This window comes from Saccharothrix sp. NRRL B-16314 (genome assembly GCF_000716595.1).
Classification (GTDB): domain Bacteria; phylum Actinomycetota; class Actinomycetes; order Mycobacteriales; family Pseudonocardiaceae; genus Actinosynnema.
In genome coordinates, this window is record NZ_JNXC01000004.1 from 181,767 (window position 1) to 207,319 (window position 25,553).

Genomic DNA, 25,553 nt, shown 5'->3' on the forward strand with positions numbered 1-25,553 from the left:
AGTGCGTCGCGTGCCCAAAATCCATCACCACCTGTAACGACAAGGCGCGAGTCAGCCGATTTCAGAGTAACAACACCTTGCGAGTCTCCACGCAGGGTAAACGCCGGATCGGGGAGCGGATGGACTTCTGGGGCGCCGTGCGAACGCTGCGCAGGCGGTGGTACATCGCCCTGCCCTCAGCGATCGTGGCCGTCGCCGTGGCGGCCGGTGTGTTCCTGTCGATCCCGACGCGCTACCAGTCCACCGGGGTCGTGGTGCTGACCTCACCCGCCGCGGGTGGCACGTTCTCCGAGAACGTCTCGCCGGAGGAGGCCGTGCGGGTCAACCCGTTGCTGGCTTTCGACAGCAGCCTGTCGACCACCTCTCAGATCCTGGCGCAGATCCTGGCCGACCCCAAGACCCGCAAGGAGTCGCTGGGCATCGAGAAGGACTCGCCGGACAACTTCGTCGCGACGGGCGGCGGGCAGGCCGGCCCGTTCCTGTTCGTGACGGCCGACAGCAACACGCCGGAGACCGCGGAGCGGCTGGTCACCACGGTGATGGAGTTCGTCACCGAGGAGCTGGACGAGCAGCAGACGTCGCTGAAAGCGCCGGCGTCGACGTTCATCACCTCCCAGGTGATCGTGAACCCGACCGTGGCCGAGGCGCAGATCGGTGGCAAGGTCCGGTACGCGGGCGCGGCGTTCGTGCTGATGATGCTGTTGACGACGGTGGCCACGTTCGGCGGCGACAACGTCCTGAACCACCTGCGCCGGCGCCGTGAGGCCGGTGAGGTCGGTGAGAGCAAGGGCGCGGACCAGCCTGCCGAGGCACCCGTGACGCCGCCACCGGCCGCTGTGGGCACTCCCCCGGGCGGTGTGCCGGTCGGGAAGCCGCAACCCCCGCCGCACCACAACGGCCAACCACGCCGTCCAGCGCCGACGCACCGCCCGCAGCCGACGGCCAGCGAGCAGACGGTGAAGATCGCCGCGCCCGGCGCGCGTGGCCCCGCACCGGCGTGGCCCGCCAACGAAGACAGACCCTGACCGTGTCCGAGCAGGCGGAGCGGTCCGGTCAGCCCGGGCGATCCGGTCAGGACGAGGACCGGCCCGTGCGCCGGGGCGTGGACGGCGCCACCCTGTTGTGCCTGTTCCTGCTGGCGCTGCTGATCATCCCGGCCCGGCTGGTGCTGTCGTTCGTGCCGATGACGCTGCCGCCCGCCCTGGTGGTGGCGCTGATGTTGGGCGTGCTGTGGCTGTCGGGGCAGATGGTGGACACCGTCGGCATGAGCAAGGGTCGCAACATCGTGCGCACGGCGGTGGGCCTGTACCTGGCGGCGCACCTGGCCACCTACGGGGTGGCGACGCGGCGGTGGCTGCCCACCGACGAGTTGACCGTCGCGGACAGCAGCATCGTCCGGATCACCGCGATGATCGCGGTCGCGGTGTTCGTGTGCGACGCCGTCCGCACCAAGGAGCGCCTGGACAAGGTGCTCAAACTGGTGCTGGGCTGCTCGGCGGTGATCGCGTTCATCGGTCTCGTGCAGTTCGGTCTCGGCGTCGACCTGGCAGGCTACGTGTCGCTGCCGGGGCTGCGCGCGCAGGAGAACGGGTACGCGGTGATGGAGTCCCGGTCGATCTTCCGCCGGCCGACCGGCACCACGAACCACCCCATCGAATACGGTCTGGTGTGCGCGATGGCCGTGCCGCTGGGCGCGCACTACGTGTTCCAGGCGAGGGACGAAGGCGCGCCGTACGCGCGCTGGCTGGTGTGCCTGGCCCTGGTCGGCCTTGGCGCGTTGACCGCGTTGTCACGGACCGCGATCGTCGCTGTGGCGGTGGCCGGGTTGATCATGGTCGCCACGTTGCCGAAGCAGCGCAAGATCACCACCCTGCTGGTGGGCGGCGGGTTCTTCCTGGGCGCGAGCCTGGTCGTGCCAGGGTTGTTCGGCACGCTGCGCGGCATGTTCTCGAACATCGAGGACGACCCGAGCGTCAAGGCGCGCACGGCGGACTACGAGGCGGCGGCCGAGCAGATCGACCTGCACCCGTTGCTCGGCCGTGGTTTCGGCACGTACCTGCCGACGAAGTACACGATCCTGGACAACCAGTTCCTGCTCACGCTGATCGAGAACGGCTACCTCGGCCTGTTCGCGTTGATCGGCATGTTCCTGGCGGCGGCGTTCGCGGCGGTCCGGGTGCGGGTGATCAGCCGGGACGAGCACTTGAAGAGCCTGGCGAGCGCCCTGCTGGCGGGTGTGCTGGCGGGTGGGATCGGGTCGATCACGTTCGACCTGCTCGGCTTCAGCGTGGCCACCGGCCTGGTGTTCACCATGGTCGGCCTGACCGGGGCGTTGCTGCGCGCCGCCCGTGCGGAAGCCAGGACCGCGGAGGCGTCCCGCCCGCTCGAAGCGGACGGGACGCCGGGTGCGGTGGGTGGTGGGTCAGGCGGCGGGTGAGAGGCCCTTGTCGCCGGCAGCCGGCCCACGCGGACCGCCTGGTCGACGGCGTGGGGTCAGGGGGCCGGCGAGAGGCCCTTGTCGCCCTCGACGTAGCGGTTGCCGCAGTCCCGGCACACCAGGCCCGCGTCCAGGCGTTGGCCGCAGTCGCACACCCAGCCCTTGTGACCTGCCGGGTTGCCGGCGATGAAAGCGTGCGCCGGCACGTCCTTGGTCACCACGGAACCCGCGGCGGCGAAGGCGTGTTCGCCGATCTCCACACCGCAGACGACGACCACACCGGCGCCGAGCGTCGCGCCGCGCCGGACCACCGTGGACAGCAGGGCGTCACCGGTCCGCTTGATCGCCGCACGGGGGCGCAGGTCGTTGGTGAACAGGACGTTCGGGCCGAGGAACACCTCGTCCTCGCACACCACGCCGTCGAACACCAACGTGCCGTTCTTCACCGTCACCCGGTCGCCCAGGACCGCGCGACCCTCGACGAAGGCGCCGTCGCAGATGTTGCAGTCCCGGCCGATCCTGGCGCCGGGCAGGACGTGGGCGAACGCCCACACCCTCGTGCCGTCGCCCACCTCGGTGCTCTCGCACAGGCCCTTCGGGTGGACGTAGACGCTCATCGCACTGCCTCCGTCAAAGCCGCGACCACGCGCTCCTGCTGCGCCACCGTGATCTCCGGGAACAGCGGCAGGGACAAGATCTCCCCCGCGACGGCCTCGCTGACGGGGTACGCGCCGGGCGAGTGGCCCAGGTAGCCGTACGCGGCGGTCAGGTGCACGGGTGTCGGGTAGTGGATGCCGGCCCCGATCCCGGCCTCGTGCAACGACGCCAGCACCCGGTCACGTGCGGGCACGCGGACGACGTACAGGTGCCACACGGGCACGTTGCCGTCCAGCACGACCGGCACCGTTACGCCCGGGACGTCGGCGAGCAGCGCGGAGTAGCGGTCGGCGGCGGCACGGCGGAGGGCGTTCCAGTCCTCCAGCCTGCGCAGTTTCGCGGACAGCACCACGGCCTGCACCGTGTCCAGTCGGCTGTTGAAGCCCGGCACCGAGTGCTCGTACTTGCGCGGCGACCCGTGCTCACGCAGCAGTCGCACGGACGCGGCCAGCGAAGCGGACGTCGTCAGCACGGCACCACCGTCGCCGTAGGCGCCGAGGTTCTTGCCGGGGTAGAAGCTGGTCGCGGCGATGTCGCCGAGTCCGCCGACCGGAACGCCGTGCCGCCGCGCGCCCTGGGCCTGCGCCGCGTCCTCGACGATCGGCACCCCGAACGACCGCAGTTCCTCCACCGGCGCGGCCTGCCCGTACAGGTGCACGGGCAGCAGGGCCTTGGTGCGCGGCGACACGGCGTCCGCCACCTGCGACACGTCCATCAGGCCCGTGTCGGCCACGCAGTCCACCAGCACGGGTGTGGCGCCGGTCCGGGCCACGGCGCCGGCGGTGGCGATGAAGGTGTTGGCCGGCAGCACGCACTCGTCACCCGGCCCCACGCCCAGTGCCCGCAGCGCCAGCTCGATCGCGTCGGTGCCGTTGCCGACGGCCACGCAGTGCGGCACCTCTTGGTACGCGGCGAATTCCGCCTCGAAGTCGGCGACTTGGCGTCCGCCGACGAAGGCGGTGGTCTTGAGCACTTCCGCCCAGCCGTCGGCGACCTCGTCGGCCACCTGTTCGTGTTGGGCACGCAGGTCAACCAGCGGGATGTCGATCACGAACCGTTCCCCTCTCGCAGTCGTCGGGCGGGGTTCCCCGCCCAGACCTCCCCGGCGGGGACGTCGGTGAGCACCACCGAGCCCATGCCCACCACCGCGCCCGCGCCGATCGCCACGCCTTCCCGCACGCAGCAACCCTGGCCCAGGTAGGCGCTCTCACCCACCCGGACCGCACCTCCCAACGCCGCGCGGCCGGCGAACGTGACTCCGTCGCCCACCTCGTCGTCGTGGGTGACCAGCACGTGCGGCATGGCGACGACGTGCGCCCCCAAGCGCAGCGGCGTCGTCACCACCGTTCCGGCGAGCAGGACCGTGCCCGGCCCCAGCACCGAGCCCTCGGGCACGGACGCCGCCGGGTGCACGACGGTGGCGTACCGGTCCTCCGGCAGGTCCAGCCGCCGCACCACGTTCATGCGACCCAACGGCCGCCGTGCGCCGGCGACGCACACCAGGACGGCGGCGTCGGGCATCTCGTGCACCAGGTCCGACCCGCCCAGCACGGGCAGACCGTCGAGGTCCGCGCCGTGCCGAGCCGGGTCGTCGTCCAGCGCTCCGACGGGTTTCCACTCCTCCGGCAGGAGCCGGACCGCGGCCAGCACTTCCCGTGCCAGTCCCGCGCCGCCGACCAGCAGCAGCGGCCGTGGCGTCATGTCGTTCCCCTCAGTCGGTCCTGAAGACCACGTCGACCCAGTAGTGGTTGCCCTGGTAGCTGTTCGTCGGGAACCCGCTGCCCACCTGGAACAGGCCGTTGGGCGCGCCCTCGGCGTTGGCCGGTGCGGACAGCGGCGGCGAGGTCACGGTGTAGCCCGCGAAGTAGCCGAGGTTCACCGAGTAGTGGCCGTTGGGCACGGTGTAGGAGGCCACGTACGTGGTGCCCGCCGTGACGGCCAGCGGCGTGCTGAACGTCAACGTCTGCCACCCGGAAGCGGTCTCGTCGGTGAACGTCCCGGTCGTCAGCGGCACCCCGCCCGCCGACCAGATCGTGCCGGTGTGGGTGCCGGTGTTCCCGGTGCCCTTGTAGAACTTCACCCCGGTGATCCGGCCGTTGACCGACGGCGTGAACCGCACGCCCATCTCGTACGCGCCGCTGTCGTCCGCCGACGGCACCGTGGGCACCGTCGCCGAGCTGAACAGCGAGCACGGGCAGGTCTGGGTCGTGGTCACGGTGAACGACCACGTGACCGGCGCGGCCATGATGTTGCCGCCGGTGTCGGCCGCCCGCACGCTCGCGGTGTACCGGGTGCCGGCCGCCATGGGTTCGGCGGGCGTCCACAGCAGCATCTGCTGGTCGGCCGACCTGGTCACGGCGCCGGCGATCTTCGCGCCACCCGGGTCGGTGACGGTGAACTGCGAGTTGGTCGTGTCGACCGGCTCGTCGAAGGACGCCGTCACCTGGCTGGTGCGCGAGACGTCCACCGCGTCGGTCAGCGGCGTGTGGCCGGAGTGCACCGGGGCCGTGGTGTCGCTGTTGGGCGTGTAGACGACGTCCACCCAGTAGTTGTTGCCCTGGTGGGACAGCGTCGGGAACCCGCCGCCGGGCTGGAACACGCCGTTGGGGCTGCCGTCACCGGTCTGCGGCGCGGTCAGCGGCGGCGCGGTCACGCCGGTCGCGGCGAAGTAGCCCTGGTTGATCGCGTAGTGGCCGTTGGGCACGTAGTACGACGCCGTGTAGACCAGGCCGGGCGCGACCGTGACCGGCGAGCTGAAGGTCAAGGTCTGCCAGCCCGACGCGCTCTCCCCGGTGAACGTGCCCGTCGCCAGCCGGACGCCCGCGGACGACCACAGCGACCCTGTGTGCGTGCCGGTGTTGCCCTCGCCCTTGTAGAAGCGGACCCCGGTGATCCGGCCGCTCTGCGTCGGGCTGAACCGCACTCCCAGCTCGTAGGACCCGCTGTCGTCGGCAGAGGTGGTGGTCGGCACGGTCGCCGTGCTGAACAGCGAGCACGGGCAGGTCGCCGTGGTGGTCGTGGTGAACGACCAGGTGGCCGTGGACGCCATCGCGTTGCCGTTGACGTCGGCGAGCAGGACACTGGCGGTGTAGCGGGTGTTGGGCTTGAGCGCCCCGTTCGGCGTCCACGTCACGGTCCTCTGGTCGCCCGAGAGCTGCGCGGTGCCGTAGAGGTTGGCGCCGCCCGGGTCGGCCAGCCGGATCTGCGTCGAGGCCGGGTCCACCGCCTCGGAGAAGCCCAGCGCCAGCGAGGAGTTCAGGCCGACGCCGGTCGCGTCCGTCCCCGGCGTGCGGGTGTCGAGGGTCGGCGGCGTGGTGTCGCCGTTCAGGCCGTTCTTGTAGACGACGTCGACCCAGTAGTTCGCCGCGTTGTACGACGAGGTCGGGAACCCGCCGCCGCTGCCGTAGCGGTAGACGCCGTTGGGGCCGTCGGTGCCGTTGGACAACGCCCGCAGCGCGCCGTAGTTCGCGCTCTGCCCGGTGAAGTAGCCGGGCGTCACGGAGTAGTGGCCGTTGGGCGCGTAGTACGAGACGACGTAGGTGGTGTTGGCCTGCACGACCACCGGGTAGGCGAAGGTCAGCGTCTGCCAGCCGGACGCGGTCTCGTTGGAGAACGTGCCGGTGGCCAGCAGCAACCCGGTCGCGGACCACAGCGAACCCTTGTGGGTGCCGGTGTTGCCCGCGCCCTTGTAGAAGCGGACGCCCAGCACCTCGCCCTTGCCGTCGAACCGGACCTTCACGCCCAACTCGACCGGGTTGGTGTCTTCGGCGCTGTTGACCGCGGGCGCGGCGAAGTCGTCCCACACCGTGCAGGGGCACGTGGCGGGCCGGTTGTAGCCGGTGGTGAACGACCAGTTGTGCTGCACGGTCTCGTTGCCGGCGGCGTCCTTGACCTTCACCGAGGCGGTGTAGGTGGTGCCGGCGGTGAGGGCCGCGGTGGGCGTGAACTGGGCGGTCTTGCCGTTGCCGGTCACCGAGGAGGCGCCCGCGACCGCGCCGCTCGGCCCGGTGAGCGTGAACTGGAGCGTGCTCGCGTTGACCGCTTCGTCGTAGGTGGCGGTCAGCGTCGGGTTCAGGGTGACGCTGTTGGCGGCGGCCAACGGGTTCGTGCCGACCAGCACGGGCGCGCGGGTGTCGGGGCCGGGGTCCGACGCCCACATCACGTCGACCCAGTAGTTGCTGTCCTGCGAGCTGCGGTCCGGGAAACCCGCGCCGGAGCGGAACACGCCGTTGGCGCCGGACGTGCTGCCGCTCTGCGGCCCGGTCAGCGGCTCCAGGTAGCGGCTGGAGCGGCTGAAGTACTCGGCGTCGACCGAGAAGCGCCCGGTCGGCGACAGGTACGACACGATGTAGGTGGTGTCGCCGGTGACCGCCACGGGCACCGGGAACAGCAGGGTCTGCCAGCCCGACGCCGTCTCGTTGGAGAACGTGCCGGTGGCCAACTGCTGTCCGGTCGCGGTCCACAGGGTGCCGGTGTGCGTGCCGGTGTTGCCCGGCCCCTTGTAGAACTTGACGCCGCGCACGTAGCCGTCGGTGTTGGCGCGCCACTTGACGCCCAGCTCCAACGCGGAGCCGTCGAGGCTGTCGGGCGTCTTCGGGGTGTCGCTGTCGGTCCACAGGCCGCACGGGCAGGTGCGGGCGCTGACGCCGGGCGAGGCCGAGGCGGGCGCGGACAGGTTCAGCGAGTCGTCCACCGCGCGCACCCGCAGCTGGGCGGGGCCGGAGGCGGACGGGGTGTAGGTGTAGCTCCACGCGGTCTGGCCGGCCTGCCACACCGCCGGGTGCCAGCGCACGCCGCCGTCGGTGGACACCTCGACGCCGGTCACGCGGCCGGCGGCGTCGGTGGCCGTGCCGGAGAAGCTGTACTGCCGGCCGACGGTGGAGATGGCCGGGACGTTGGTGTAGGCCACGGTCGGCGGGGTGGTGTCGCTGGTCGCGCTCGCCTGCACCAGGCCGGACATCAGGGTCGTGGCCTGCACGCCCATGTCGGCCAGGAAGTTCACCGTCGCCTGCTGCATCCGGACGTCGGAGGTCGGGGTGTTGGTGAGGAACGCGTGCTCGTCGTCCACGCCCCACGCCCACTGCACTGTCCCCGCGCCGAACACCAACGCGCCGGAGGAGTGCTTGTAGTAGGTGATGGCGTGGGTCTTGGTGTCCGGCGCGTAGTGGTCGCCGTGGTTCTGCAGCACGTACGGGCCGTCGAGCATGGCGACCGAGGTGCGGGAGAACTGGCCGACGCCCGCGGGCTGGTAGCCGTTGTCCTCCACGGTGTTCCACTCGTAGCCCAGCGTGCCGGGCTGGAACGCGTAGGTGGTGCCGGCGGTCATGTTCTGCAGCGACGTGTGCCGCCACAGCCGCATCCTGCCGTACTCGGCGGGCACCTTCAGCGAGTCGTCGCGGCGGCCGTTGACCGTGAAGATGTTGCCCAGCAGCGCGTTCTCGGGCCGTCCGCCGTCCTGCGGCGGGCTGTAACGCGGGTCGCGCCACGTGCCCGTCCAGTCGCTGAGACCGTCGTTCTGGGTGCCCTTGGTCTCCTTGTAGCAGGCGATGGTGCGCCAGTCGGTCTGAGAGGAGTCGATGGACTTCTCCCACCTGGTCTTCCAGAAGATCTCGTTGCCGGTGAGGAACGCCAGGTGCACGCCCGCGTCACGGGCGGCCTCCACGTTGGCGCGCTGCTCGTTCGACCAGTACTCGTCGTGGCCGACCGCCATGAACACCTTGTGGTTCTTGATCAGGTGGCCGCGGCGGGCGCTGTCGACGTCGGTGGTGTAGCTCAGGTCGTAGCCGTTGCGCTCGAGGAAGCGCAGCATCGGGTACTCGGCGTTGAAGATGAAGTTCTCGTCGCCGTCGCCGCCGGTGTAGGGGCGGTTGTAGCTGACCTTGTAGGCCTGGCCGCCCTGCCCCGGGCCGTCGCCGAAGTACAGCGAGTTGCCGCCGTAGCGGTTGTAGGCCACCCAGGTCGAGTCCGAGGTCTGGAACACGATCTTGGAGGTGCTGCTGTCGTCCCGCACGACGAACGCGATCTCGTTCTTGAGCTGGTTGTCGTTGCGCGTGACGCGGGCGTAGTACAGGCCCGACACCGCGTCACCGGGGACGTTCCAGGTGACCGACACGGCCCAGTTGCCGCAGTCGATGAGCGCGCTGGGTGTGTCGCGCAGGCACGGCGGTTGGTTCTGCGGTGTGTTGCGCGTGACCGAGCCCACCTTCCGCGCGCCGACCCCGCCGTACCAGCCGAGCCGGAAGATGTCGATGGTGTAGGAGGACGCGTTCGTCAGCATCTTGAACGCCACCTGGCCGCCGGGGTTGGCGCTGATGTCGGTGGTGTAGCCCAGGATCGAGTCGTCCCGGGAGGTCACCTGCCAGTCCGCGGTTCCGGGTTTGCTGTTCTCACAAGCCACCTTGTTGACCACGGGGGCGTCACAGGGAGCGGCGTTGGCCACTGCGGCGTTGATGAGGACCAGCGGGGTGACACAACCAGTCACCAAGAGCACAGCGCACAGCGTCCTGACAAGACGCCTCACGGGGGACGCCATCGACACTCATCTCCTCGAACGCACTGCGTAGCGCGGCAGTCACTACTCTCCGTAGCGCAACCTCGTTACCCCATGGTCGCCATTCGCCCTGGATCCGTTACCACGATGGAGATCTCATTTGAATGACGACACGAACCCGGAACCCGTAGTCACTGTGTGTAACTACACTGGACAGGACGTTACCCGGCGGCCGGGTTCTGCCCCGGCCACCGGGTTCCGCCGGACGTCCGCCCGGCTACGCGGTGGCGGCGTTCAGCGCGGCGACGACCTCGTCCTGCTCCTCATCGGTCAGCCCGACGAAGTGCGGCAGCAGGATGTGGTCTGCCGCGACCTTCTCCGTCACCGGCAGCGAGGGCGTGGAGTCGCCGGCGTGGTAGACGGGTTCGAGGTGGCACGCGGTGATGCGCCTGGTCGCGACACCGCGTTCGGCCATCGCGTTCATCACGTCGATGCGGGCGTGGCCCTTCAGCCGCACCAGGTACGACTGGTAGACGTGCCCGAAGCCCGCCGGTTCGAACGGCAGCACCAGGGACTCGTTGCCCGCCAGCAGTTCTTCGTAGCGGGCCGCCAAGCCGCGGCGCACCTTCACGACGTGGTCCAACTTGCCCAACTGCACCACGCCGACCGCGGCCTGGATGTCGGTCATCTTGTAGTTGAAGCCGACCTCGCCGTAGCTCTCCGCGATGACGGCGGTCGACGTGTGCCGCGCGAGCGTGGAGATCGAGGCCGCGTGGGCGCGCAGCGCCTTGAGCTTCGCCGCCACCTCGGCGTCGTCGGTGGTGACCACGCCGCCCTCGCCCGTGGTGAGGATCTTGCGCGCGTCGAAGGAGAACACGGTGATGTCGCTGATGGCGCCCAGGCGGACACCGTCGATCGTCGCGCCGTAGGCAGGCGCGGCGTCTTCGACCACGTGCAGGTTGTGCTTGCGCGCGATCTCCTTGAGCGCGTGGAGGTCGGCGGGCAGGCCGATCTGGCTCGCGGGCATGATCGCCTTCGTGCGCGGCGTGATCAGTCGCTCGACATGCGAGGGGTCGATGTTGTAGGTGCGCTCGTCGATGTCGGCGAACACCGGGGTGGCGCCGGTGTAGCGGATGGAGTTCGGTGTCGCGATGAAGGTGAACGACGGGCAGATCACCTCGTCACCGGGGCCGATGCCCAGCGCGGCCAGCGCCAGGTGCAGGCCGGTGGTGGCGCTGTTGACGCTCACCGCGTACTTCGCGCCGACCTGCTCGGCCACCAGCTCCTCGAACTTCGCCGCGCGCGGGCCGACCGACAGCCAGCCGGACAGCACCGCCTCGGCGGCGGCGTCGGCCTCTTCCTGACCGACGTGCAGGCGGGTGATCGGGATCATGCCTTGGCTCCCTCGAGTGCGGCCTGGCCGAGCTCGCTCTGCCACCAGGACACCAGCTTGGTCAGTCCTTCGTGGAGGGACACGGTCGCCTCGAAGCCGAGCTTCTCGCGGGCGGCCTCGGTGCCGGCGAGCCGGCGCGGCACGGCGTTGACCTTGCGCTCGGGGCCGTGCTCGGGCCGCAGGTCGCTGCGCCCCATGACCTCCAGCAGCGCGTCGGCGAGCTGCGCCAGGCTGGTCTCCACACCGGAGGCCACGTTGAAGACCTCGTCGGAGACGTCACTCCTGGCTGCCAGCACGTTCGCGCGCGCGATGTCGGTGCTGTACACGAAGTCCATGGTCTGGCTGCCGTCACCGAGGATCAGCGGCGGGGTGCCGGCGGCGATGCGCTCCATCCAGCGGACGAGGACCTCGGTGTAGACGCCGAAGACGTCCATCCGCGGGCCGTACACGTTGAAGTAGCGCAAGGCCGTGTAGTCCAGGCCGTACATCTCGTTGAAACTGCGCAACAGGCCCTCGTTGTAGACCTTCGCCGCGCCGTAGAGCGTGCGGTTGCCGTAGGCGTGGTGGTTCTCCTCGGTGGGGAACAGCTCCGCCAGGCCGTAGACCGACGCCGAGGACGCGGCGACGACCTTGGTCACGTTCGCCCGGACCGCAGCCTCCAGCACGTTGAACGTGCCGGTCGCCAGCACGTCGTGCGCCAGCCGGGGCTCCTCGGCGCACTGGGTGATCCGGATCGCCGCCTGGTGGAACACCAGGTCGACACCGTCCATCGCGGACCGTACGGCGTCGGTGTCGCGCAGGTCGCCCTCCACGAACTTCACCGCGCCGGCTTCGAGCGGACCGGCGAGGTTCTCCAGCCGCCCGCGCACCAGGTTGTCCAGCACGACGATCTCGGCGACACCCTCGTCGAGCAGGTGGTCGGCGATGGTCGAGCCGATCAGGCCCGCCCCACCGGTGATCAGGACACGTGCGTCACGCAGGTTCACGCCTGGCTCCAAAGGTGAAGGCCGGGTTTTCCAGGTACTGGGCGAGGGAGGGGTTGGCGCTGTCCTTGGCCGACAGGATCGGGTCCCGCACCGGCCACGCCACGCCCACGTCCGGGTCGTCCCACGCCAGCAGGCCCTCGGCCTGCGGGTTGTGGAAGCCCGTCGTCTTGTACTGCACCTCGGCCACGTCCGACAGCACCGCGAAGCCGTGCGCGAACTCCGGGCCGATCAGCAACTGGGTGCGGTTCTGCGCGGTCAGCTCGATGCCGTACCACTTGCCGAAGGTCGGCGAGCCGACCCGCAGGTCCACCACGACGTCGAAGATCGCGCCGACCGTGCAGCGCACCAGGCGGTGCTGAGGCGCAAGCGTGTTCTGGAAGTGGAACCCGCGCAGCACACCCCTGGTGGAGCAGGAGTGGTTGTCCTGCACGAAGTCCAGCGACAGGCCGTGCCGCTCCCAGCGGCGCTTGCTGTAGGACTCGAAGAAGAACCCCCGTTCGTCCTCGAACCACTCGGGCTGGATCACGGAGACACCCTCCAGCTCGGTGGGGGTCACCGTCATGTCCATGCCCTGCTTCGGGGCCGCTACCCCAGTCATGCCACCGCCTCTTCCAGATCGGCGGGACGCACGTCCCGCACCCGTACGAACTTGCCGCCGGCCGCCAGGCTCGCCGACGCCGCCTCCAGGATCGCGAGCACCCGCAGACCCGACCAGCCGTCGGTGAGGGGCGCGCGCTTCTCGGTGATGGAAGAGGCGAACTCCGCCATCATCCCGCGCAGCGCCTCCTTCTCCGGCAGCGCCGGCGCGACGGTGTCGCCGCGCCGGTAGGAGATGATCGCCTGGCGGCGGGACTCGTCGTCCTCGATGCGGTCCGCGCCCCGGTCGTGCACGGACAGGCGCTGCACGGCGTTCAGGTCGTCCCACACGACCGTGCGGCGTGAACCGCCGACGATCATGGTGCGGATCTTGGTCGGGGACAGCCAGTTCACGTGCACGTGGGCCAACACGCCGTCGGACAGCTCCAACGTCAGGTGGCCGACGCACGCGCGTCCCGCGCCGATCGGGTCCGAGCCGTGCGCGGCGACCCGCGTCACGCGCACGCCGTCGGGCATGATCGCGTCGAAGATCGACAGGTCGTGCGGCGCGAGGTCCCAGAACACGTCCACGTCCGGCTGCACCAGGCCGAGGTTGACCCGCACCGAGTCGAGGTACTGCACGGTGCCGATCTCGCCGTCGCGCACCAGGTGCCGCAGGTGCTGCACGGTCGGCGTGTAGACGAAGGTGTGGTCGAGCATCAGCGTGAGGCCGCGACTGTCCGCTTCGCGGACCAGTTCCAGCCCGTCCTCGTAGGTCGCCGCCAGCGGCTTCTCCACCAGCACGTGCTTGCCCGCGCGCAACGCGGCCAGCGCGACCGGCAGGTGCGTGGCGGCCGGGGTGGCGATGGCGACCGCGTCGACGGCCGGGTCGGCGAGCACGTCGTCCAGCGAGCCGGACACCCGCACGGTGGAGTACTCGCCGAGCACGCGGCCGGCCCGTTCCACGTCCAGGTCGCACAGGTAGCGCAGCTTCAACCCGGGGGTGGCCTGCGCGTTGCGCACCAGGTTCGGCCCCCAGTAGCCGGCGCCGATCACGGCGATGCCGATCGGCTGGTCCATCTCGCTCCTCATCAGTAGGCCCCCTGACCGCCGAAGACGGCGCGGAAGGTCTTCCACAAGATCAACGCGTCGAGCGCGAGCGACCAGTCCTCCACGTACCGGAGGTCGAGCCGCACGGATTCCTCCCACGACAGGTCGCTGCGCCCGGACACCTGCCACAACCCGGTCAGGCCGGGCTTCACGAGCAGCCGGCGGCGCATGTCCGGGCCGTACTTCGCGCTCTCCTCCGGCAGCGGCGGCCGGGGGCCGACCAGCGACATCGAGCCGCGGAGCACGTTGAACAGCTGCGGCAGCTCGTCCATCGAGTAGCGCCGCAGGAACCGGCCGACGGGGGTGACGCGCGGGTCGCGGCGCATCTTGAACAGCACGCCCGCGCCCTCGTTCACCGCTTGGAGCCTGGCGCGCAGCGCGTCCGCGTTGGTGATCATGGTGCGGAACTTCAGGATGGTGAACGGCACGCCGTCCTTGCCGACGCGGCGCTGCTTGTAGAGCACCGGTCCCCTGGTGTCGACCATGATCGCCACCGCGACGGCCAGCAGCACCGGGCTCAGCAGCGCGACCAGCAGGGCCGCGCCGATCCGGTCCACGGTCGCCTTGACCACGCGGCGGAAGCCGGTGAACGACGGTTCGCTGACGCGCAGCAGCGGCATGCCCAGCACGCCGGTGACGTGCAGCCGGGGTCCGGCGAAGTCCATCAGGGCGGGCGCGACGACCATCTCGGTGCCGGTGCCCTCCAGGTCCCAGGCGAGGCGCTGGAGCCGGCGTGGCGTCCAGTAGGAGTCGGCGGTGACCGCGACGATCCGGTAGCCGCCGCGGCGGACCTGCTCACCGAGGTCGCCGAACCGGCCGACGACCGGCACCCCTTCGAGTTCGACGCCGACCTCCGCGCGGCCGTCCACGGTGCACACGGCGTCCACGCGCCAGCCCAGGTGGGGCGCGCGGCGGGTGCGGCCGATCAGGTCGGTGACCGTGTCGACGTGGCCGGCGGCGAGCACCGGCAGCAGGCAGCGACCCTCGCCCCGGGCGCGGTGCAGTGGCCGGCGGAGCAGGTAGCGGACCGGGAAGGCGACCAGGGCGACGGCCGGTCCGACGACGAACACCCACAGGCGGGCGCCGGGCAGGTCGGCGGCGAGCGCGCACAGGCCGAGCGCGACGACGGAGCCGAACATGCCCCGCCCTAACCGGCGGAACTCCTCCGCGCCCTGGCCGAGGACCGCCGGGTTCCACACCCGGTTGAGCAGCAGCGAGCCGACGACGATCGCGACGGTGACCGCTTCGAGGCCCACCAGGGGCAGCGGTGCGAACGAGGCGTGCCGGGCGGACATGATCGCGCCCACGACCACGACGACCACGACGGTGCACAGGACGTCGGCGGCGATCACGCCGTAGCGGTAGGCGGGTTCCCAGGAGCCGACCGTGGGACTGGTCGAGCGGTGCGCGGCGCCGGCTCCCGTGACGGGTCTGCGTCTCGTTGGCTGGACCTGCTCGCTCATCGTGGGGCTCCCGGTTCGGCCTGTTTCGGGCGTGCTCGTTCGCAGGACATCCCCGACGGACCCGCGTGGTAAATGCGCAGCGGCGATTTTTCCCTCGCCAAACCATAATTCGCCACGTCCACGGCGGGCGTTACACGCAGAGTGAACTTCGACCGGACGGCCATTCCTGGTACGACACTCGGCGCACACCCCTGGTGACTCGCGGGGCCACGTCGGGTTACCGCCGCGGGGTGCGGAAAAGGCTTGCCCGACCAGCGGGACACGGCCGTCCACAGTGGCCTGACGGTGGTCCCGCAGGCACGCGGACAGGTCCATCGATCCTGGGACGACTTCCGTTACAGGGGGTTTTCGACACGGGTCGAATCGAGGACGCATTAGGTCCGAATAGGGTCGGAAGTCCCGTAACGCGACCGCATTGTGGCGGGCTGCGATCACCCATTCACAGACCGATGACCGCTATTCGGCGCAACCACTCGACCACTTGATGTGACCGGACGGACGCATTGCCACCGACCCCGCCGGCCGGGAGTGACCGTCGCCACTTTTCCGGTCACAATGGGTCGGTGGTGGTCCTGCTGGCCGTCGGCGGGCTGCTGGGCGCGTTCCACGCCGGCTGGGCGTGGCGCACCCGGCTGTACCCGCGCGGGTGGCGCGGCGTGGCGCTCGGCCTGGTCGACGCGACGTGGAGCCTGCCCAACACGGCGGCGGGCGCGGTGTTCCTGGCGTACGCCCTGGCGCGCGGCAACCGGGTGGACGCGGCGTTCAGCCGGCACCGGGGGACGCTCGGCCTGCGCGACGGGGTGATCAAGGGCTTCGCCACCACGGTCGGACCGGTGCAGGCCGGTATCGCGATGGGGGTGGACGACCACGAGGCCGTGCACGTGTTCCAGGCGCGGCTGTTCGGCCCGCTGTACGTGCCGCTGGTGGTGCTGAACTGGGTCCTGGCGACCGTGCTGCCGTACTGGCTGCTCTACCACGACCGGTCGGCGGCGCCGATCGACGGCGTGGCCGCCTACTTCCGCCACGGCGTGTACCCGCACTGCTGGCACGAGGAGTGGGCGTACCGCCGCGGCTAGTGGCCCGTCACGACGCGCGCCTTCTCCTCGCCGACCGCGACCACGTCGCCGTCGTGCAGCTGCGCGCCACGCCGGGTCTCCAGCCGGCCGTTCACCGTCACCTCGTCGGTTTCGACCAGTTCACGGGCGTGCGCGCCGTTGTCCGCCAGACCCGCCAGCTTGAGGAACTGGCCCAACCTGATCATGTCGTCGGTGATCCCGACCTCGCGGATGCGCATCGGCCCATCATCCTCCAGAGTGCACGTGCGGGCGCACGTGCGGGCGGTTAACGAGGATTGCACCGACTCGAAACACCGCCGACATCATCCGAACGCGGTTCGGTCTACGGTCCCGGAAGGTGAGCACAGGCAGCTCAGACCCCGAGTTCGCCGGTGGCGCGGGACCCAGACGCCGCCGGTCCCTACGAGGCGAGGTCGGCACGACCGGCGCGCGGTTCGGCTCGCCTTCGCTGCGCCGCGACATCGAGGAGCAGCCGCCCGAGCCGCCCAAGCCGGCCAGGCGGCGGCGGTCGTTGCGCGGCGAGGTCGGTGCCACGGGTGCGCGGTTCGGCTCGGCCGCGCTGCGGCGCACGCTGGACGAGCAGCCGGCCGACACACCGCACGACGAGCGGCTGGAGGAGGAGACCCGGCCGTTCACCGGTCCGCACGACTACGGCGAGCCGACCGCACCCGCGATCCCCGTCCAGGAACCCGAACCGACCGTGGTGGAGTACTCCGGCCCACTGGTCCGCCCGTACGCGTGGACCGGTGGCCGCACGTCGGCCGAGTACGACCTGCGGCTGGAGACGCTGGTCTCGTTGGAGGAGAACGGCATCGCGGTCGCCATGCGGGACACCACCACCGAACAGCGCTCGATCGTGGAGATGTGCGCCAACCCCCGTTCGGTGGCCGAGGTGTCCGCCCTGCTGTCGGTGCCGCTCGGCGTGGCGCGCGTGCTCCTCAGCGACCTGATCACGATGGGCGTGATGGCCGTGCACCACAACGCCGCCGCACCGGGCGGCCCCGACCTGTCCCTGCTGAACCGGGTCCTAGTCGGCCTGCGCAACCTCTGACCGCAACCGGCCGAACACCTCGACCAGGGCGGGCAACTGGTAGTGGGCGTTGAGGCCGCTGGGGTTGGGCAGCACCCACAGCCGCGACGACGCGATCGGCTCGTCCTGCGGGCCGATCCGCGCCGCCTTGCGCCCGAACGCGGTCCGGTACGCCGTCACGCCCACGACCGCCACCACCTTCGGCCGGTGCCGCCGGGCCAGGGCGGTCAGCCTCACCCCGCCGGCCGCCAGCTCCTCGGGGGTCAGCTCGTCGGCCTTCGCGGTGGGGCGGGCGACCAGGTTGGTGAGGCCCAACCCGTACCGGGGCAGCTCGTCCTGCTCGGCGGGACCCAGGCGGCGCGGCGTGAAACCGGACAGGTGCAGCGCGGGCCAGAACCTGTTGCCCGGTCGGGCGAAGTGCTGCCCTTTCGCGGCGGACAGCAGGCCGGGGTTGATGCCGCAGAACAGCACGTCCAACCCCGGCCCGACGATGTCCGGCAACCTCACCCGACGACCACCGGCGCCCCGTCGACGACCAGCCGCCAGTCGGTGCGGTGGAACGACGCGGGGTCGATCTCGCCGTGCGCCTGCACCCACTCGATGATCAGCTGCCGGATCTCCAGCTGCCGGTTGTGCAGCACCGGCGCGGACGCGATGTGCGGGAAGTTGCCGCCGCCGGACTGCCGGTAGTTGTTGACCGCCACCGCGAACGCCTGGTCCGGCGACACCGGCACACCGTCGTAGGCCAGTCCCGCGATCCGCTGCCCGACCGGCCGCGCGAGGTCGATGTCGTACGTCAGCGGCGCGTCGAGCCCGGCGGCCACGTCGTACAGGTAGTCCGGCGTGCCGTTGACGTTGGTCACCGCGTCCGGCTGGTGCGGGCCGGGCGTGGCCACCGCCTTGAAGTAGCTCGCGGACCGCTCCAGGTAGTCCTTGAGCTGCGCACCGGTGAACCGCACGCCGAACAGGGTGTTGTCGAAGACGTAGAGCCCGGCCACGTCGCGCACCGACACGTCACCCGCCGGGATGGCGGCGGCCTTGTTGAACGGCGAGGCGAGCGACAGCACCGGCAGCGCCTCGGTCAGCGACGCCTTCAGCGCCTCGCCCTGCACCCGGTTCACGAAGTCCAGCGCGGCGGTGTCCTCGTAGCGGGCGGTCGCGGCGGACATCGCGGCCTTCGACGTGCCGATCTTGGAGTTGACGTAGGCGACGACCTTGTCGTGGTCGGCGCGCAGCCGACGCACGATCGCCGGGTCCTCCGGCACGGTGTTCGTGTTGAGCACCTGCGAGCGGGACGCCTCGGCCTGCCAGCCACGCCCCGGCGTCCACGCCAGGTCGAACTCCATCAGGCTCAGCCGCTTGCCCCAGAACAGCGGCTCGGTGAGCAGCACCTGCCTGCCGGTGGCCTTGTTCGTGACGAACCGCTGCGCGATCTCGGTGTGCGCGTGGCCCACCAGGATCGCGTCGATGCCCGGCACCTCCTCGGCCACCAGCGCGGAGCAGTTCTCCGGGAACGGCAGCAGGTCGCCGAGCGACGACGACAGCTCCGCGCCCGAGTGCGCGGCGATCACCACCAGGTCCGCGCCCGCCTGCCTGACCTTCGGCACCCACTCGCGGGCCTGCTCCAGCACGCCCGGGAACGTCATCCGGCCGTCCACGTGCGCCTTGTCCCAGATCGCGATGCCGGGGTTGGTCAGGCCGAGGATGCCCACCCGCAGCGGTGCCGCGCCCGTCCGCCACACCGTCTTGATCACGTACGGGCGGAACGCCGGTGCGCCGGTGGCCGAGTCGATCGCGTTCGCCGCGAGCAGCGGGAAGTCCAGCTGCTTCTCGAACGCGCGCAGCAGGGGGATGCCGTAGTTGAACTCGTGGTTGCCGAGCGCGGCGGCGTCGTAGCCGAGTTCGTTCATCGCGGCGGCCATCGGGTGCACGCGGCGGCGGCCGATCGGCTCGACCTTGGCGTAGTAGTAGGCCAGCGGGGTGCCCTGGATGGTGTCGCCCGCGTCGATCAGCAGGGTGCGGTGCGCGCCGCGTTCCTCCCGGACGGCCTTGACCAGCGTCGACAGCTTCGCCAGGCCGACGTCGTTGTGCGCGGAGTCGTCGAATTCGCGGTCCGCGAAGTAGTCCCAGTTGAAGACGTTGCCGTGCAGGTCCGTGGTGCCGAGGACGGTCAGCGTGAACCGCCGTCCACCGGTCCGGTCGTCCGGGGCGGCGTGGGCCGCGGTGCGGAAACCGGCGGCGGCGAGCACGCCCGCGGCGCCGCCCGCGAGCAGGGCGCGGCGGTGCAGGGGAGATGCGGTCATGCGGCAGACCGTAGCCATTGACCGTTGACCCTTGACCATTCCGCGCTCGACCACCCGGCGCTCGACTACCCGGCGTTGAACTACTCGGCGTCCGACTGCTCGGCTCACTCGGCGTTCGACTGATCTTCGGCGTCCCCGCCCGCACGCCGGCCCAGCGCGACGGCGACCGCGATGCCGATCATCGACAGCACCGCCGCGAGCACGATCCACACCCACAGCGGCGGGCCGCCGCCCTCGTCCGCGCCCGCGGCGGCCGGGGTGGACGTGCCGGTGGCGACGGCGGTGGGCGTGGACACCGAGCCCGAGTCCGCGGCCGACGTGGGCGTCCCGGGGGTGGGCGTTCCTGCCTGGGACGTCACGGCGGGCGACGTCACGGCCGGCGCGGTGGGCTGCGCTGTGCCGGCCGGCGGCACGGCCAGCGTGAACGCGAACGTGCCGTCGGTGAAGTCGCCGTCCAGCGCCTCGACCATCCAGGTCACCGCGTACCGGCCGGCCTGCGACCCGCCCTCCCCCAGCGCGATGGTCAACGTCGGGCCGTCGGCGACGATCTCGCCCAACGGCCACGCGGCGCCGTCCGGGCCGGTCACGGTGACCGTGGCGCTCTCGGCGGGCACCGGTTCGGTGAACGTCAGCGTGAGCCGCGTCGGCCGCTGCGGCAGCGAAGCGCCTTCCGCCGGGTCGCTCGACACCAGCTCCGTGTGGGCGAGCGCCTGGGGCGCCGCGCCGAACAGGGCCAGGATCGCCAGCAGGGCCGAGAGCGCCAGTCGGGTCATACCGGTAGTTCTACCGGGTCGGGGGTGTGTCCTGCCCGCCGGTCGAGTCCCGCTTCACCGGCGGCTGACCGTTGCCCTGCTGCGGCCCGCGCATCATGTTGCCCTCCATGATGCTATCCGCGGTGGGGTCGCCGCCGCTGTCGTCGACCGACGCGATGACCGTCACGACGTCGCCCTCGGCCAGGTCGTCCAAGTCGCCCTGTCCGCCGTTGACCTCGGTGTCGCCGTCGAGCCGGTAGGTGTCGGTGAACCCGTCGCTGCTCTTCACCGTGATCGAGTCGTCGCCGACCTCGGTGATCTCGCCGTTCTGGAACCCGCCGTGCTGCGAGTCGCCGAACGGGCCGCCCATGATCACCAGGCCGCCGTTGGCCCGGCCGTAACCACCGGGGCCCATGCCCCTGGCGGCGTCGGAGTTGCTCGCGGCGTAGATGACCCCACCGCCGACGGCGGCGATGCCCACGGCGATCACGACCGCGACGACGGTCTTGCGGCCGTTCCAGCCGGTTCCGGGAGCGGTGGCCTGCGGCGGCGGCTCTTCACCCCAGGTCGGGTGCTGCTCGGTTTCGGTAGTCATGGCGACCACGGTGTCGGGGAAGCCTGTGAGCGCGCTGTGCGACCGTTGGGCGGTGGCTGTGCGTGTGCCGCGACCGGCCGGCCGGGTTCACAGGTGGCGCACAGGATCGCCACAGCAACGGCTCACCAGCAGCCGTCACGATGGGGGCATGCGCCCAGTGTCCGCTTCGGGGGCCTCCCCTGAGCTCCGCCGCCCGGATGGCAGTCCCGTGCGGGTCCTCGTGGTGGACGACGAGTCCACGTTGGCCGAACTGATGTCCATGGCGTTGCGGATGGAGCGCTGGGAGGTCCGCACCGCGCTGGACGGCACGTCCGCCGTGCGCACCGCGCGCGAGTTCCGCCCGGACGTGGTGGTGCTGGACGTGATGCTGCCCGATTTCGGCGGGCTCGAAGTGCTGCGGCGGCTGCGGGCGGACCTGCCCGGCCTGCCGGTGCTGTTCCTCACCGCCAAGGACGCGGTGGAGGACCGGATCGCCGGGCTGACCGCGGGCGGCGACGACTACGTGACGAAGCCGTTCAGCCTGGAGGAGGTCGTGTTGCGGCTGCGCGGACTGCTGCGCCGCACCGGCGTCACCGAGGCGACCGCGGGCACCGAACTCGTCGTCGGCGACCTGGTGCTGGACGAGGAGACGCGCGAGGTGCGCCGCGGCGGGACGGCGGTCGAGCTCACCGCGACCGAGTTCGAACTGCTGCGGTTCCTGATGCGCAACCCCAAGCGGGTGCTGTCCAAGGCGCAGATCCTGGACCGGGTGTGGAGCTACGACTTCGGAGGGCAGGCGAACATCGTCGAGTTGTACATCTCCTACCTGCGGAAGAAGATCGACGCCGGCAGAGCGCCGATGATCCACACGATGCGGGGCGCCGGTTATGTCCTCAAGCCCTCGGTCTGAGCCGCGGTCGCCGTGGACCAAGCGGCTGCCCCTGCGCACCCGGCTGGTCGCCGCGCAGGTCGTCATGCTCGCGGTGGTGTGCGCCATCATCGGCGTCGCGACCGGGTTCGCGTTGCGGGAGTTCCTGGTCGGGCAGTTGGACGACCAGCTGTTCGACTCCGCGGTGAAGGCGGACCACGACCTGCGCCGGATGCCGGTGCCCGGTGGCCAGTGGCCGCCGAACCCGCTGGACACCCCCGGATTCCCGCCCGGGACGCTGCTGCTGATCAAGTTCAAGGGCGGGGCGACCGACGGTACCCGGCTGACACCGGGGCTCGGCCGGCCGGAGCCGCTGCCGGCCGAGGCACGGGCGCGGATCGAGTCCGTACCCGCCGACGGGAAGCCGCGCACCGTGTGGCTGAGCGAGGAACTGGGCGAGCACCGGCTGCTCTCGACCACGACCCCGTCCGGTCTGAGGTTCATCACCGGACTGCCGATGGCCGACGTCGACAGCACCGTGTGGCGGATGGGGATGATCCTCGGCGGGGTGGCGCTGGCCGGGCTGATCGTGGTGAGCCTGGCCGGTGCGGTGATCGTCCGCCGCACGCTGCGCCCGCTGGAACGGGTCGCCGCGACCGCGAGCCGGGTCGCGGAGCTGCCGTTGCACGAGGGCGAGGTGGCGCTGGCCGAACGGGTGTCCGACCAGGACGCCGACCCCGACACCGAGGTGGGGCGGGTCGGGCTGGCGCTGAACCGGATGCTCGGGCACGTCGGCAGCGCGTTGCAGGCCCGGCACACCAGCGAGACGAGGGTCAGGCAGTTCGTCGCGGACGCCGGCCACGAGCTGCGCACTCCCCTGGCCGCCATCCGCGGTTACGCCGAGCTGACCCGGCGCACGTCCGACGAGGTGCCGCCGCAGATCGGGCACGCCATGCGGCGGGTGGAGTCCGAGGCGGTGCGGATGACGTCGCTGGTCGAGGACCTGCTGCTGCTGGCGCGGCTGGACGCGGGGCGTCCGCTGGGGCGTGAGCCGGTGGACGTGTCGCGGTTGATCCTCGACACGGTCTCCGACGCCAGGATCGCCGGACCGGACCACGAGTGGCGGCTGGAGCTGCCGCCCGACGCGGTCCAGGTGACCGGTGACGCGCACAAACTGCACCAGGTGGTGGCGAACCTGCTGTCCAACGCTCGCACGCACACACCGCCCGGTACGACGGTCACGACCTCGCTGTCGACCGTGGGCGACGTGGTGGAGGTGTCGGTGACCGACGACGGTCCCGGCATCCCGCGGGAGTTGCAGGGTGAGGTGTTCGAGCGGTTCAGCCGGGGCGACACGTCCCGGTCGAGGGCCGCCGGGAGCACCGGGCTCGGCCTGTCGATCGTGGCCGCCGTCGTCGCGTCGCACGACGGTTCCGTGCGGCTCGACAGCGAACCCGGCCGGACCAGGTTCACGGTGCGCCTGCCGCGCTGAGCGCGCAAGGAGAAAAGGCGGAAGGAGGAAAGGGCGGCTATCGTCGCTGCGTGCCCGAACCGTTCGCCCGCGTGCTGCACGCGGCGCTCCCGCTCACGGTCGACGAGACGGCCTGGGGCGACGACGAGGTGCTCGTCCTGGCGGGCGTCGAGTGGAGCCTCGCGGTGAACTGCGCGTGGCGGATCGTCGGGGAACGCCTGCTGTTCGGCTGGGAGTCCATGGGTGTCGGCACGCTGCTGGCCCGCCTGGTAGGTCTGGACGTCGTGGCGTGCGAGGTCCAGTCGCCGTTCCTCCCGGTGGATCCGCGCTTCCTGATGTCCGACGGGACCGCGGTGGAGCTGTTCTCGGCCCACCACCTCGAACCCTGGGTGATGACCGTCCGGGGAAGCACGTTCGTGGCGTCGCCGTCCGATGTGGAGTGGGTCCGGCACTGGTTCGGCGCGGAGGACCTGCCGCGCTGAGCGCGGATCGCGCACAGCCGGCTCACAGGCAGGGCACAAGGACCGCCCAGGCTCCGCGGACACGCTCGACCCCATGCGAGCGCGACTACCCCTGTTGCTGTTGTTGGCCGGGACGGCGGTGCTGTACCTGTGGCGGTTGGGCGATTCCGGCTGGGCCAACGCCTACTACTCCGCCGCCGCCCAGGCCGGCGCCGAGAGCTGGTCGGCGTGGTTCTTCGGCGCGTCCGACCCGGCGGGCGCCATCACCGTCGACAAGACACCCGCGGCGACCTGGGTCATGGGGTTGTCCGCCCGGCTGTTCGGGGTCAACGCCTGGAGCATCCTGGTACCGCAGGCGCTCATGGGCGTGGCCGCTGTGTGGCTGCTCTACGCCACCGTGCGCCGGACGGCCGGTGAAGCCGCCGGTCTGCTCGCGGGCGCCGTGCTGGCGTTGACGCCGGTCGCGGTGCTGATGTTCCGGTTCAACAACCCCGACGCGCTGATGGTCGTGCTGCTCGTCGCGGGCGCCTACTGCACGGTCCGGGCGACCGAGAAGGCTTCCGCGCGATGGCTGGTGGCGGCCGGGGTCGCCGTGGGGTTCGCGTTCCTGGCGAAGATGCTCCAGGCGTTCCTGGTGCTGCCCGCGTTCGGGTTGGTGTACCTGGCGTTCGCACCGGCCTCCCTGGCGCGCAAGGCGTGGCACCTGGGTGCGGCGCTCGGCGCGGTGATCGTCGCCGGCGGCTGGTGGGTGCTGGCGGTGGAACTGGTGCCCGCCGGCTCACGGCCGTACATCGGCGGATCGCAGTCGAACAGCGTGCTGGAGTTGGCGCTCGGCTACAACGGGCTCGGCCGGCTGACCGGCGACGAGGTCGGCAGCGTCGGCGGTGGGCGCGGGTGGGGTTCGAGCGGGTGGAGCCGGCTGCTCGGCGCGGAGATGGGCAATCAGATCGCGTGGCTGCTGCCGACCGCGCTGGTGCTGTCGGCCGCCGGGTGGTGGGCCGGCCGGAAGGGAGAACGGGTCGGGCTCGCGCTGTGGGGCGGCTGGCTCGTGGTCACCGCCGCGGTGTTCAGCTTCATGAACGGCATCATCCACGCGTACTACACGGTGGCGCTGGCCCCGGCGGTCGGCGCGCTGATCGGCATCGGCGCGGTCGCGTTGTGGCGGCGACGGCAGGAACCCGTTGCGGCGGCGGCGTTGTCCGGCGCGTCGGCCGTGACGGCGCTCCAGTGCTACCTGCTGCTGCTGGACTGGTCCACCGCGCTGGCCGTCGTGGTGCTGGTCCTCGGTCTGCTGGCGGCGGTCGGGCTGTTCCTGGTCACGGTCGCGCCGGCGGTCGCGGTCGTGCCCGTCGCCCTGGTCGCCGCTCTGCTCGGACCCGGCGCGTACTCCGTGGCCACCGCGGCGACACCCCACTCCGGCGCGATCCCCGCCGCCGGACCCTCCCGGACCGACCGGCAGGGTGGGCTGTTCCTCGCCGGACCGGGCGGCACCGTGACCAACGTCGGCGGGATGGGCGGCGGCATGGGTGGTCTGCTGCACGCGCCAACACCGGGTGAGGAACTGGTGCGGCTGCTGCGGGACAACGACGGGTTCACCTGGGCAGCGGCGGTCGTCGGGTCGAACAACGCGGCCGGGTACCAGCTCGGCAGCGGCGAACCGGTGATGGCCGTCGGCGGGTTCAACGGCACCGACCCCGCGCCCACCCTGGCCGGGTTCCAGGAACTGGTCCGAACCGGGCGGATCCACTACTTCCTCGGCGGCGCCGGTATGCCCGCCGAAACCGGCAGCGACGCGTCCGAGCGGATCGCCGAGTGGGTGGAAGCCACGTTCACCGCGACGACCGTCGACGACGTGACCGTCTACGACCTCACAGCGGGCGCACAGCCATGACACACGAGCCGCCCA

General features: G+C 71.2%; 22 protein-coding genes. 8 read left to right on the forward strand and 14 right to left on the reverse strand.

Features of this window, described 5'->3' with window-relative positions; all coding sequences use genetic code 11:
• The first annotated feature begins 119 nt into the window (after window positions 1-119).
• Both OQ02_RS10695 and OQ02_RS10700 read left to right on the forward strand, forming a co-directional pair.
• The gene (locus OQ02_RS10695; protein WP_033438174.1) at window positions 120-1,025 is read left to right on the forward strand and encodes a hypothetical protein; all 906 of its coding nucleotides are present in this window, start codon (window positions 120-122) and stop codon (window positions 1,023-1,025) included.
• Between the two features lie 2 nt (window positions 1,026-1,027).
• The gene (locus tag OQ02_RS10700) at window positions 1,028-2,437 is read left to right on the forward strand and encodes an O-antigen ligase family protein (RefSeq protein WP_063747040.1); all 1,410 of its coding nucleotides are present in this window, start codon (window positions 1,028-1,030) and stop codon (window positions 2,435-2,437) included.
• 56 nt (window positions 2,438-2,493) lie between these two features.
• On the opposite strand, the gene OQ02_RS10705 is transcribed toward OQ02_RS10700, so the two are convergent.
• The 9 genes from OQ02_RS10705 to OQ02_RS10745 form a co-directional block, all read right to left on the reverse strand.
• A complete protein-coding gene (locus OQ02_RS10705) occupies window positions 2,494-3,054 on the reverse strand; it encodes an acyltransferase (RefSeq protein ID WP_033438175.1) in 561 nt (186 codons plus the stop codon).
• Window positions 3,051-4,145 carry a DegT/DnrJ/EryC1/StrS aminotransferase family protein gene (locus OQ02_RS10710; RefSeq protein WP_033438176.1) on the reverse strand — a complete coding sequence of 365 codons (1,095 nt, stop codon included), beginning with the start codon at window positions 4,143-4,145 and terminating at the stop codon, window positions 3,051-3,053. The genes OQ02_RS10705 and OQ02_RS10710 overlap by 4 nt, the downstream gene beginning before the upstream one ends.
• On the reverse strand, window positions 4,142-4,795 hold the full coding sequence (locus OQ02_RS10715; RefSeq protein ID WP_033438177.1) for a NeuD/PglB/VioB family sugar acetyltransferase: 654 nt from the start codon (window positions 4,793-4,795) through the stop codon (window positions 4,142-4,144). Before OQ02_RS10715 ends, OQ02_RS10710 begins: the two co-directional genes overlap by 4 nt.
• Window positions 4,796-4,805: 10 nt before the next feature.
• Complete coding sequence (locus tag OQ02_RS10720; protein ID WP_033438273.1) at window positions 4,806-9,626, reverse strand: DUF4082 domain-containing protein; 4,821 nt, start codon at window positions 9,624-9,626, stop codon at window positions 4,806-4,808.
• A gap of 235 nt (window positions 9,627-9,861) precedes the next feature.
• Entirely contained in the window at window positions 9,862-10,977 is a 1,116-nt protein-coding gene (locus tag OQ02_RS10725; RefSeq protein WP_033438178.1) for a DegT/DnrJ/EryC1/StrS family aminotransferase, read from the reverse strand.
• Window positions 10,974-11,963, reverse strand: coding sequence for an NAD-dependent epimerase/dehydratase family protein (locus OQ02_RS10730; protein ID WP_197043275.1), 990 nt, complete (start codon window positions 11,961-11,963; stop codon window positions 10,974-10,976). The genes OQ02_RS10725 and OQ02_RS10730 overlap by 4 nt, the downstream gene beginning before the upstream one ends.
• The gene (rfbC, locus tag OQ02_RS10735) at window positions 11,950-12,561 is read right to left on the reverse strand and encodes a dTDP-4-dehydrorhamnose 3,5-epimerase (RefSeq protein ID WP_081915514.1); all 612 of its coding nucleotides are present in this window, start codon (window positions 12,559-12,561) and stop codon (window positions 11,950-11,952) included. Before rfbC ends, OQ02_RS10730 begins: the two co-directional genes overlap by 14 nt.
• Window positions 12,558-13,619 (reverse strand): Gfo/Idh/MocA family protein, encoded by a 1,062-nt coding sequence (locus tag OQ02_RS10740; protein WP_231499957.1) that lies wholly within the window; start codon window positions 13,617-13,619, stop codon window positions 12,558-12,560. The genes rfbC and OQ02_RS10740 overlap by 4 nt, the downstream gene beginning before the upstream one ends.
• Before the next feature lie 11 nt (window positions 13,620-13,630).
• On the reverse strand, window positions 13,631-15,112 hold the full coding sequence (locus OQ02_RS10745) for a sugar transferase (RefSeq protein WP_051772137.1): 1,482 nt from the start codon (window positions 15,110-15,112) through the stop codon (window positions 13,631-13,633).
• Window positions 15,113-15,675: 563 nt separating this feature from the next.
• Between OQ02_RS10745 and OQ02_RS10750 the strand changes: the two genes are divergently transcribed.
• The gene (locus OQ02_RS10750) at window positions 15,676-16,188 is read left to right on the forward strand and encodes a hypothetical protein (RefSeq protein WP_051772138.1); all 513 of its coding nucleotides are present in this window, start codon (window positions 15,676-15,678) and stop codon (window positions 16,186-16,188) included.
• Here OQ02_RS10750 and OQ02_RS10755 read toward each other — a convergent pair.
• Entirely contained in the window at window positions 16,185-16,406 is a 222-nt protein-coding gene (locus OQ02_RS10755; RefSeq protein ID WP_033438182.1) for an RNA-binding S4 domain-containing protein, read from the reverse strand. The genes OQ02_RS10750 and OQ02_RS10755 overlap by 4 nt on opposite strands.
• A 119-nt stretch (window positions 16,407-16,525) precedes the next feature.
• Between OQ02_RS10755 and OQ02_RS10760 the strand changes: the two genes are divergently transcribed.
• Window positions 16,526-17,239 (forward strand): DUF742 domain-containing protein, encoded by a 714-nt coding sequence (locus OQ02_RS10760; RefSeq protein WP_051772139.1) that lies wholly within the window; start codon window positions 16,526-16,528, stop codon window positions 17,237-17,239.
• On the opposite strand, the gene mug is transcribed toward OQ02_RS10760, so the two are convergent.
• The 4 genes from mug to OQ02_RS10780 form a co-directional block, all read right to left on the reverse strand.
• Window positions 17,216-17,725 carry a G/U mismatch-specific DNA glycosylase gene (gene mug / locus OQ02_RS10765; RefSeq protein ID WP_231499958.1) on the reverse strand — a complete coding sequence of 170 codons (510 nt, stop codon included), beginning with the start codon at window positions 17,723-17,725 and terminating at the stop codon, window positions 17,216-17,218. The genes OQ02_RS10760 and mug overlap by 24 nt on opposite strands.
• Window positions 17,722-19,521, reverse strand: a complete 1,800-nt coding sequence (locus OQ02_RS10770) for a bifunctional metallophosphatase/5'-nucleotidase (protein ID WP_033438183.1) — start codon at window positions 19,519-19,521, stop codon at window positions 17,722-17,724. The genes mug and OQ02_RS10770 overlap by 4 nt, the downstream gene beginning before the upstream one ends.
• Before the next feature lie 104 nt (window positions 19,522-19,625).
• On the reverse strand, window positions 19,626-20,294 hold the full coding sequence (locus OQ02_RS10775) for a copper resistance CopC family protein (RefSeq protein WP_051772140.1): 669 nt from the start codon (window positions 20,292-20,294) through the stop codon (window positions 19,626-19,628).
• Between the two features lie 10 nt (window positions 20,295-20,304).
• Window positions 20,305-20,868 carry a hypothetical protein gene (locus OQ02_RS10780; RefSeq protein ID WP_051772141.1) on the reverse strand — a complete coding sequence of 188 codons (564 nt, stop codon included), beginning with the start codon at window positions 20,866-20,868 and terminating at the stop codon, window positions 20,305-20,307.
• Window positions 20,869-21,016: 148 nt separating this feature from the next.
• Between OQ02_RS10780 and OQ02_RS10785 the strand changes: the two genes are divergently transcribed.
• The 4 genes from OQ02_RS10785 to OQ02_RS10800 all read left to right on the forward strand — a co-directional run bounded on the left by OQ02_RS10785 (window position 21,017) and on the right by OQ02_RS10800 (window position 25,538).
• Window positions 21,017-21,757: a response regulator transcription factor gene (locus OQ02_RS10785; protein ID WP_033438184.1), complete on the forward strand. Its 741-nt coding sequence runs from the start codon at window positions 21,017-21,019 to the stop codon at window positions 21,755-21,757.
• Window positions 21,735-23,207: a sensor histidine kinase gene (locus OQ02_RS10790; RefSeq protein ID WP_033438185.1), complete on the forward strand. Its 1,473-nt coding sequence runs from the start codon at window positions 21,735-21,737 to the stop codon at window positions 23,205-23,207. The genes OQ02_RS10785 and OQ02_RS10790 overlap by 23 nt, the downstream gene beginning before the upstream one ends.
• Window positions 23,208-23,257: 50 nt before the next feature.
• Entirely contained in the window at window positions 23,258-23,668 is a 411-nt protein-coding gene (locus OQ02_RS10795) for a hypothetical protein (RefSeq protein WP_033438186.1), read from the forward strand.
• Window positions 23,669-23,741: 73 nt separating this feature from the next.
• On the forward strand, window positions 23,742-25,538 hold the full coding sequence (locus OQ02_RS10800) for an ArnT family glycosyltransferase (RefSeq protein WP_033438187.1): 1,797 nt from the start codon (window positions 23,742-23,744) through the stop codon (window positions 25,536-25,538).
• The last annotated feature ends 15 nt before the right edge of the window (window positions 25,539-25,553 follow it).

Coding starts and splice junctions, on each gene's coding strand:
- OQ02_RS10695 (WP_033438174.1), top strand. CDS start 120: ATGGACTTCTGGGGCGCCGTGCGAACGCTGCGCAGGCGGTGGTACATC.
- OQ02_RS10705 (WP_033438175.1), bottom strand. CDS start 3,054: ATGAGCGTCTACGTCCACCCGAAGGGCCTGTGCGAGAGCACCGAGGTG.
- OQ02_RS10715 (WP_033438177.1), bottom strand. CDS start 4,795: ATGACGCCACGGCCGCTGCTGCTGGTCGGCGGCGCGGGACTGGCACGG.
- OQ02_RS10720 (WP_033438273.1), bottom strand. CDS start 9,626: ATGGCGTCCCCCGTGAGGCGTCTTGTCAGGACGCTGTGCGCTGTGCTC.
- OQ02_RS10725 (WP_033438178.1), bottom strand. CDS start 10,977: ATGATCCCGATCACCCGCCTGCACGTCGGTCAGGAAGAGGCCGACGCC.
- rfbC (WP_081915514.1), bottom strand. CDS start 12,561: ATGACTGGGGTAGCGGCCCCGAAGCAGGGCATGGACATGACGGTGACC.
- OQ02_RS10740 (WP_231499957.1), bottom strand. CDS start 13,619: ATGGACCAGCCGATCGGCATCGCCGTGATCGGCGCCGGCTACTGGGGG.
- OQ02_RS10745 (WP_051772137.1), bottom strand. CDS start 15,112: ATGAGCGAGCAGGTCCAGCCAACGAGACGCAGACCCGTCACGGGAGCC.
- OQ02_RS10755 (WP_033438182.1), bottom strand. CDS start 16,406: ATGCGCATCCGCGAGGTCGGGATCACCGACGACATGATCAGGTTGGGC.
- OQ02_RS10770 (WP_033438183.1), bottom strand. CDS start 19,521: ATGACCGCATCTCCCCTGCACCGCCGCGCCCTGCTCGCGGGCGGCGCC.
- OQ02_RS10775 (WP_051772140.1), bottom strand. CDS start 20,294: ATGACCCGACTGGCGCTCTCGGCCCTGCTGGCGATCCTGGCCCTGTTC.
- OQ02_RS10780 (WP_051772141.1), bottom strand. CDS start 20,868: ATGACTACCGAAACCGAGCAGCACCCGACCTGGGGTGAAGAGCCGCCG.
- OQ02_RS10785 (WP_033438184.1), top strand. CDS start 21,017: ATGCGCCCAGTGTCCGCTTCGGGGGCCTCCCCTGAGCTCCGCCGCCCG.
- OQ02_RS10790 (WP_033438185.1), top strand. CDS start 21,735: ATGTCCTCAAGCCCTCGGTCTGAGCCGCGGTCGCCGTGGACCAAGCGG.
- OQ02_RS10800 (WP_033438187.1), top strand. CDS start 23,742: ATGCGAGCGCGACTACCCCTGTTGCTGTTGTTGGCCGGGACGGCGGTG.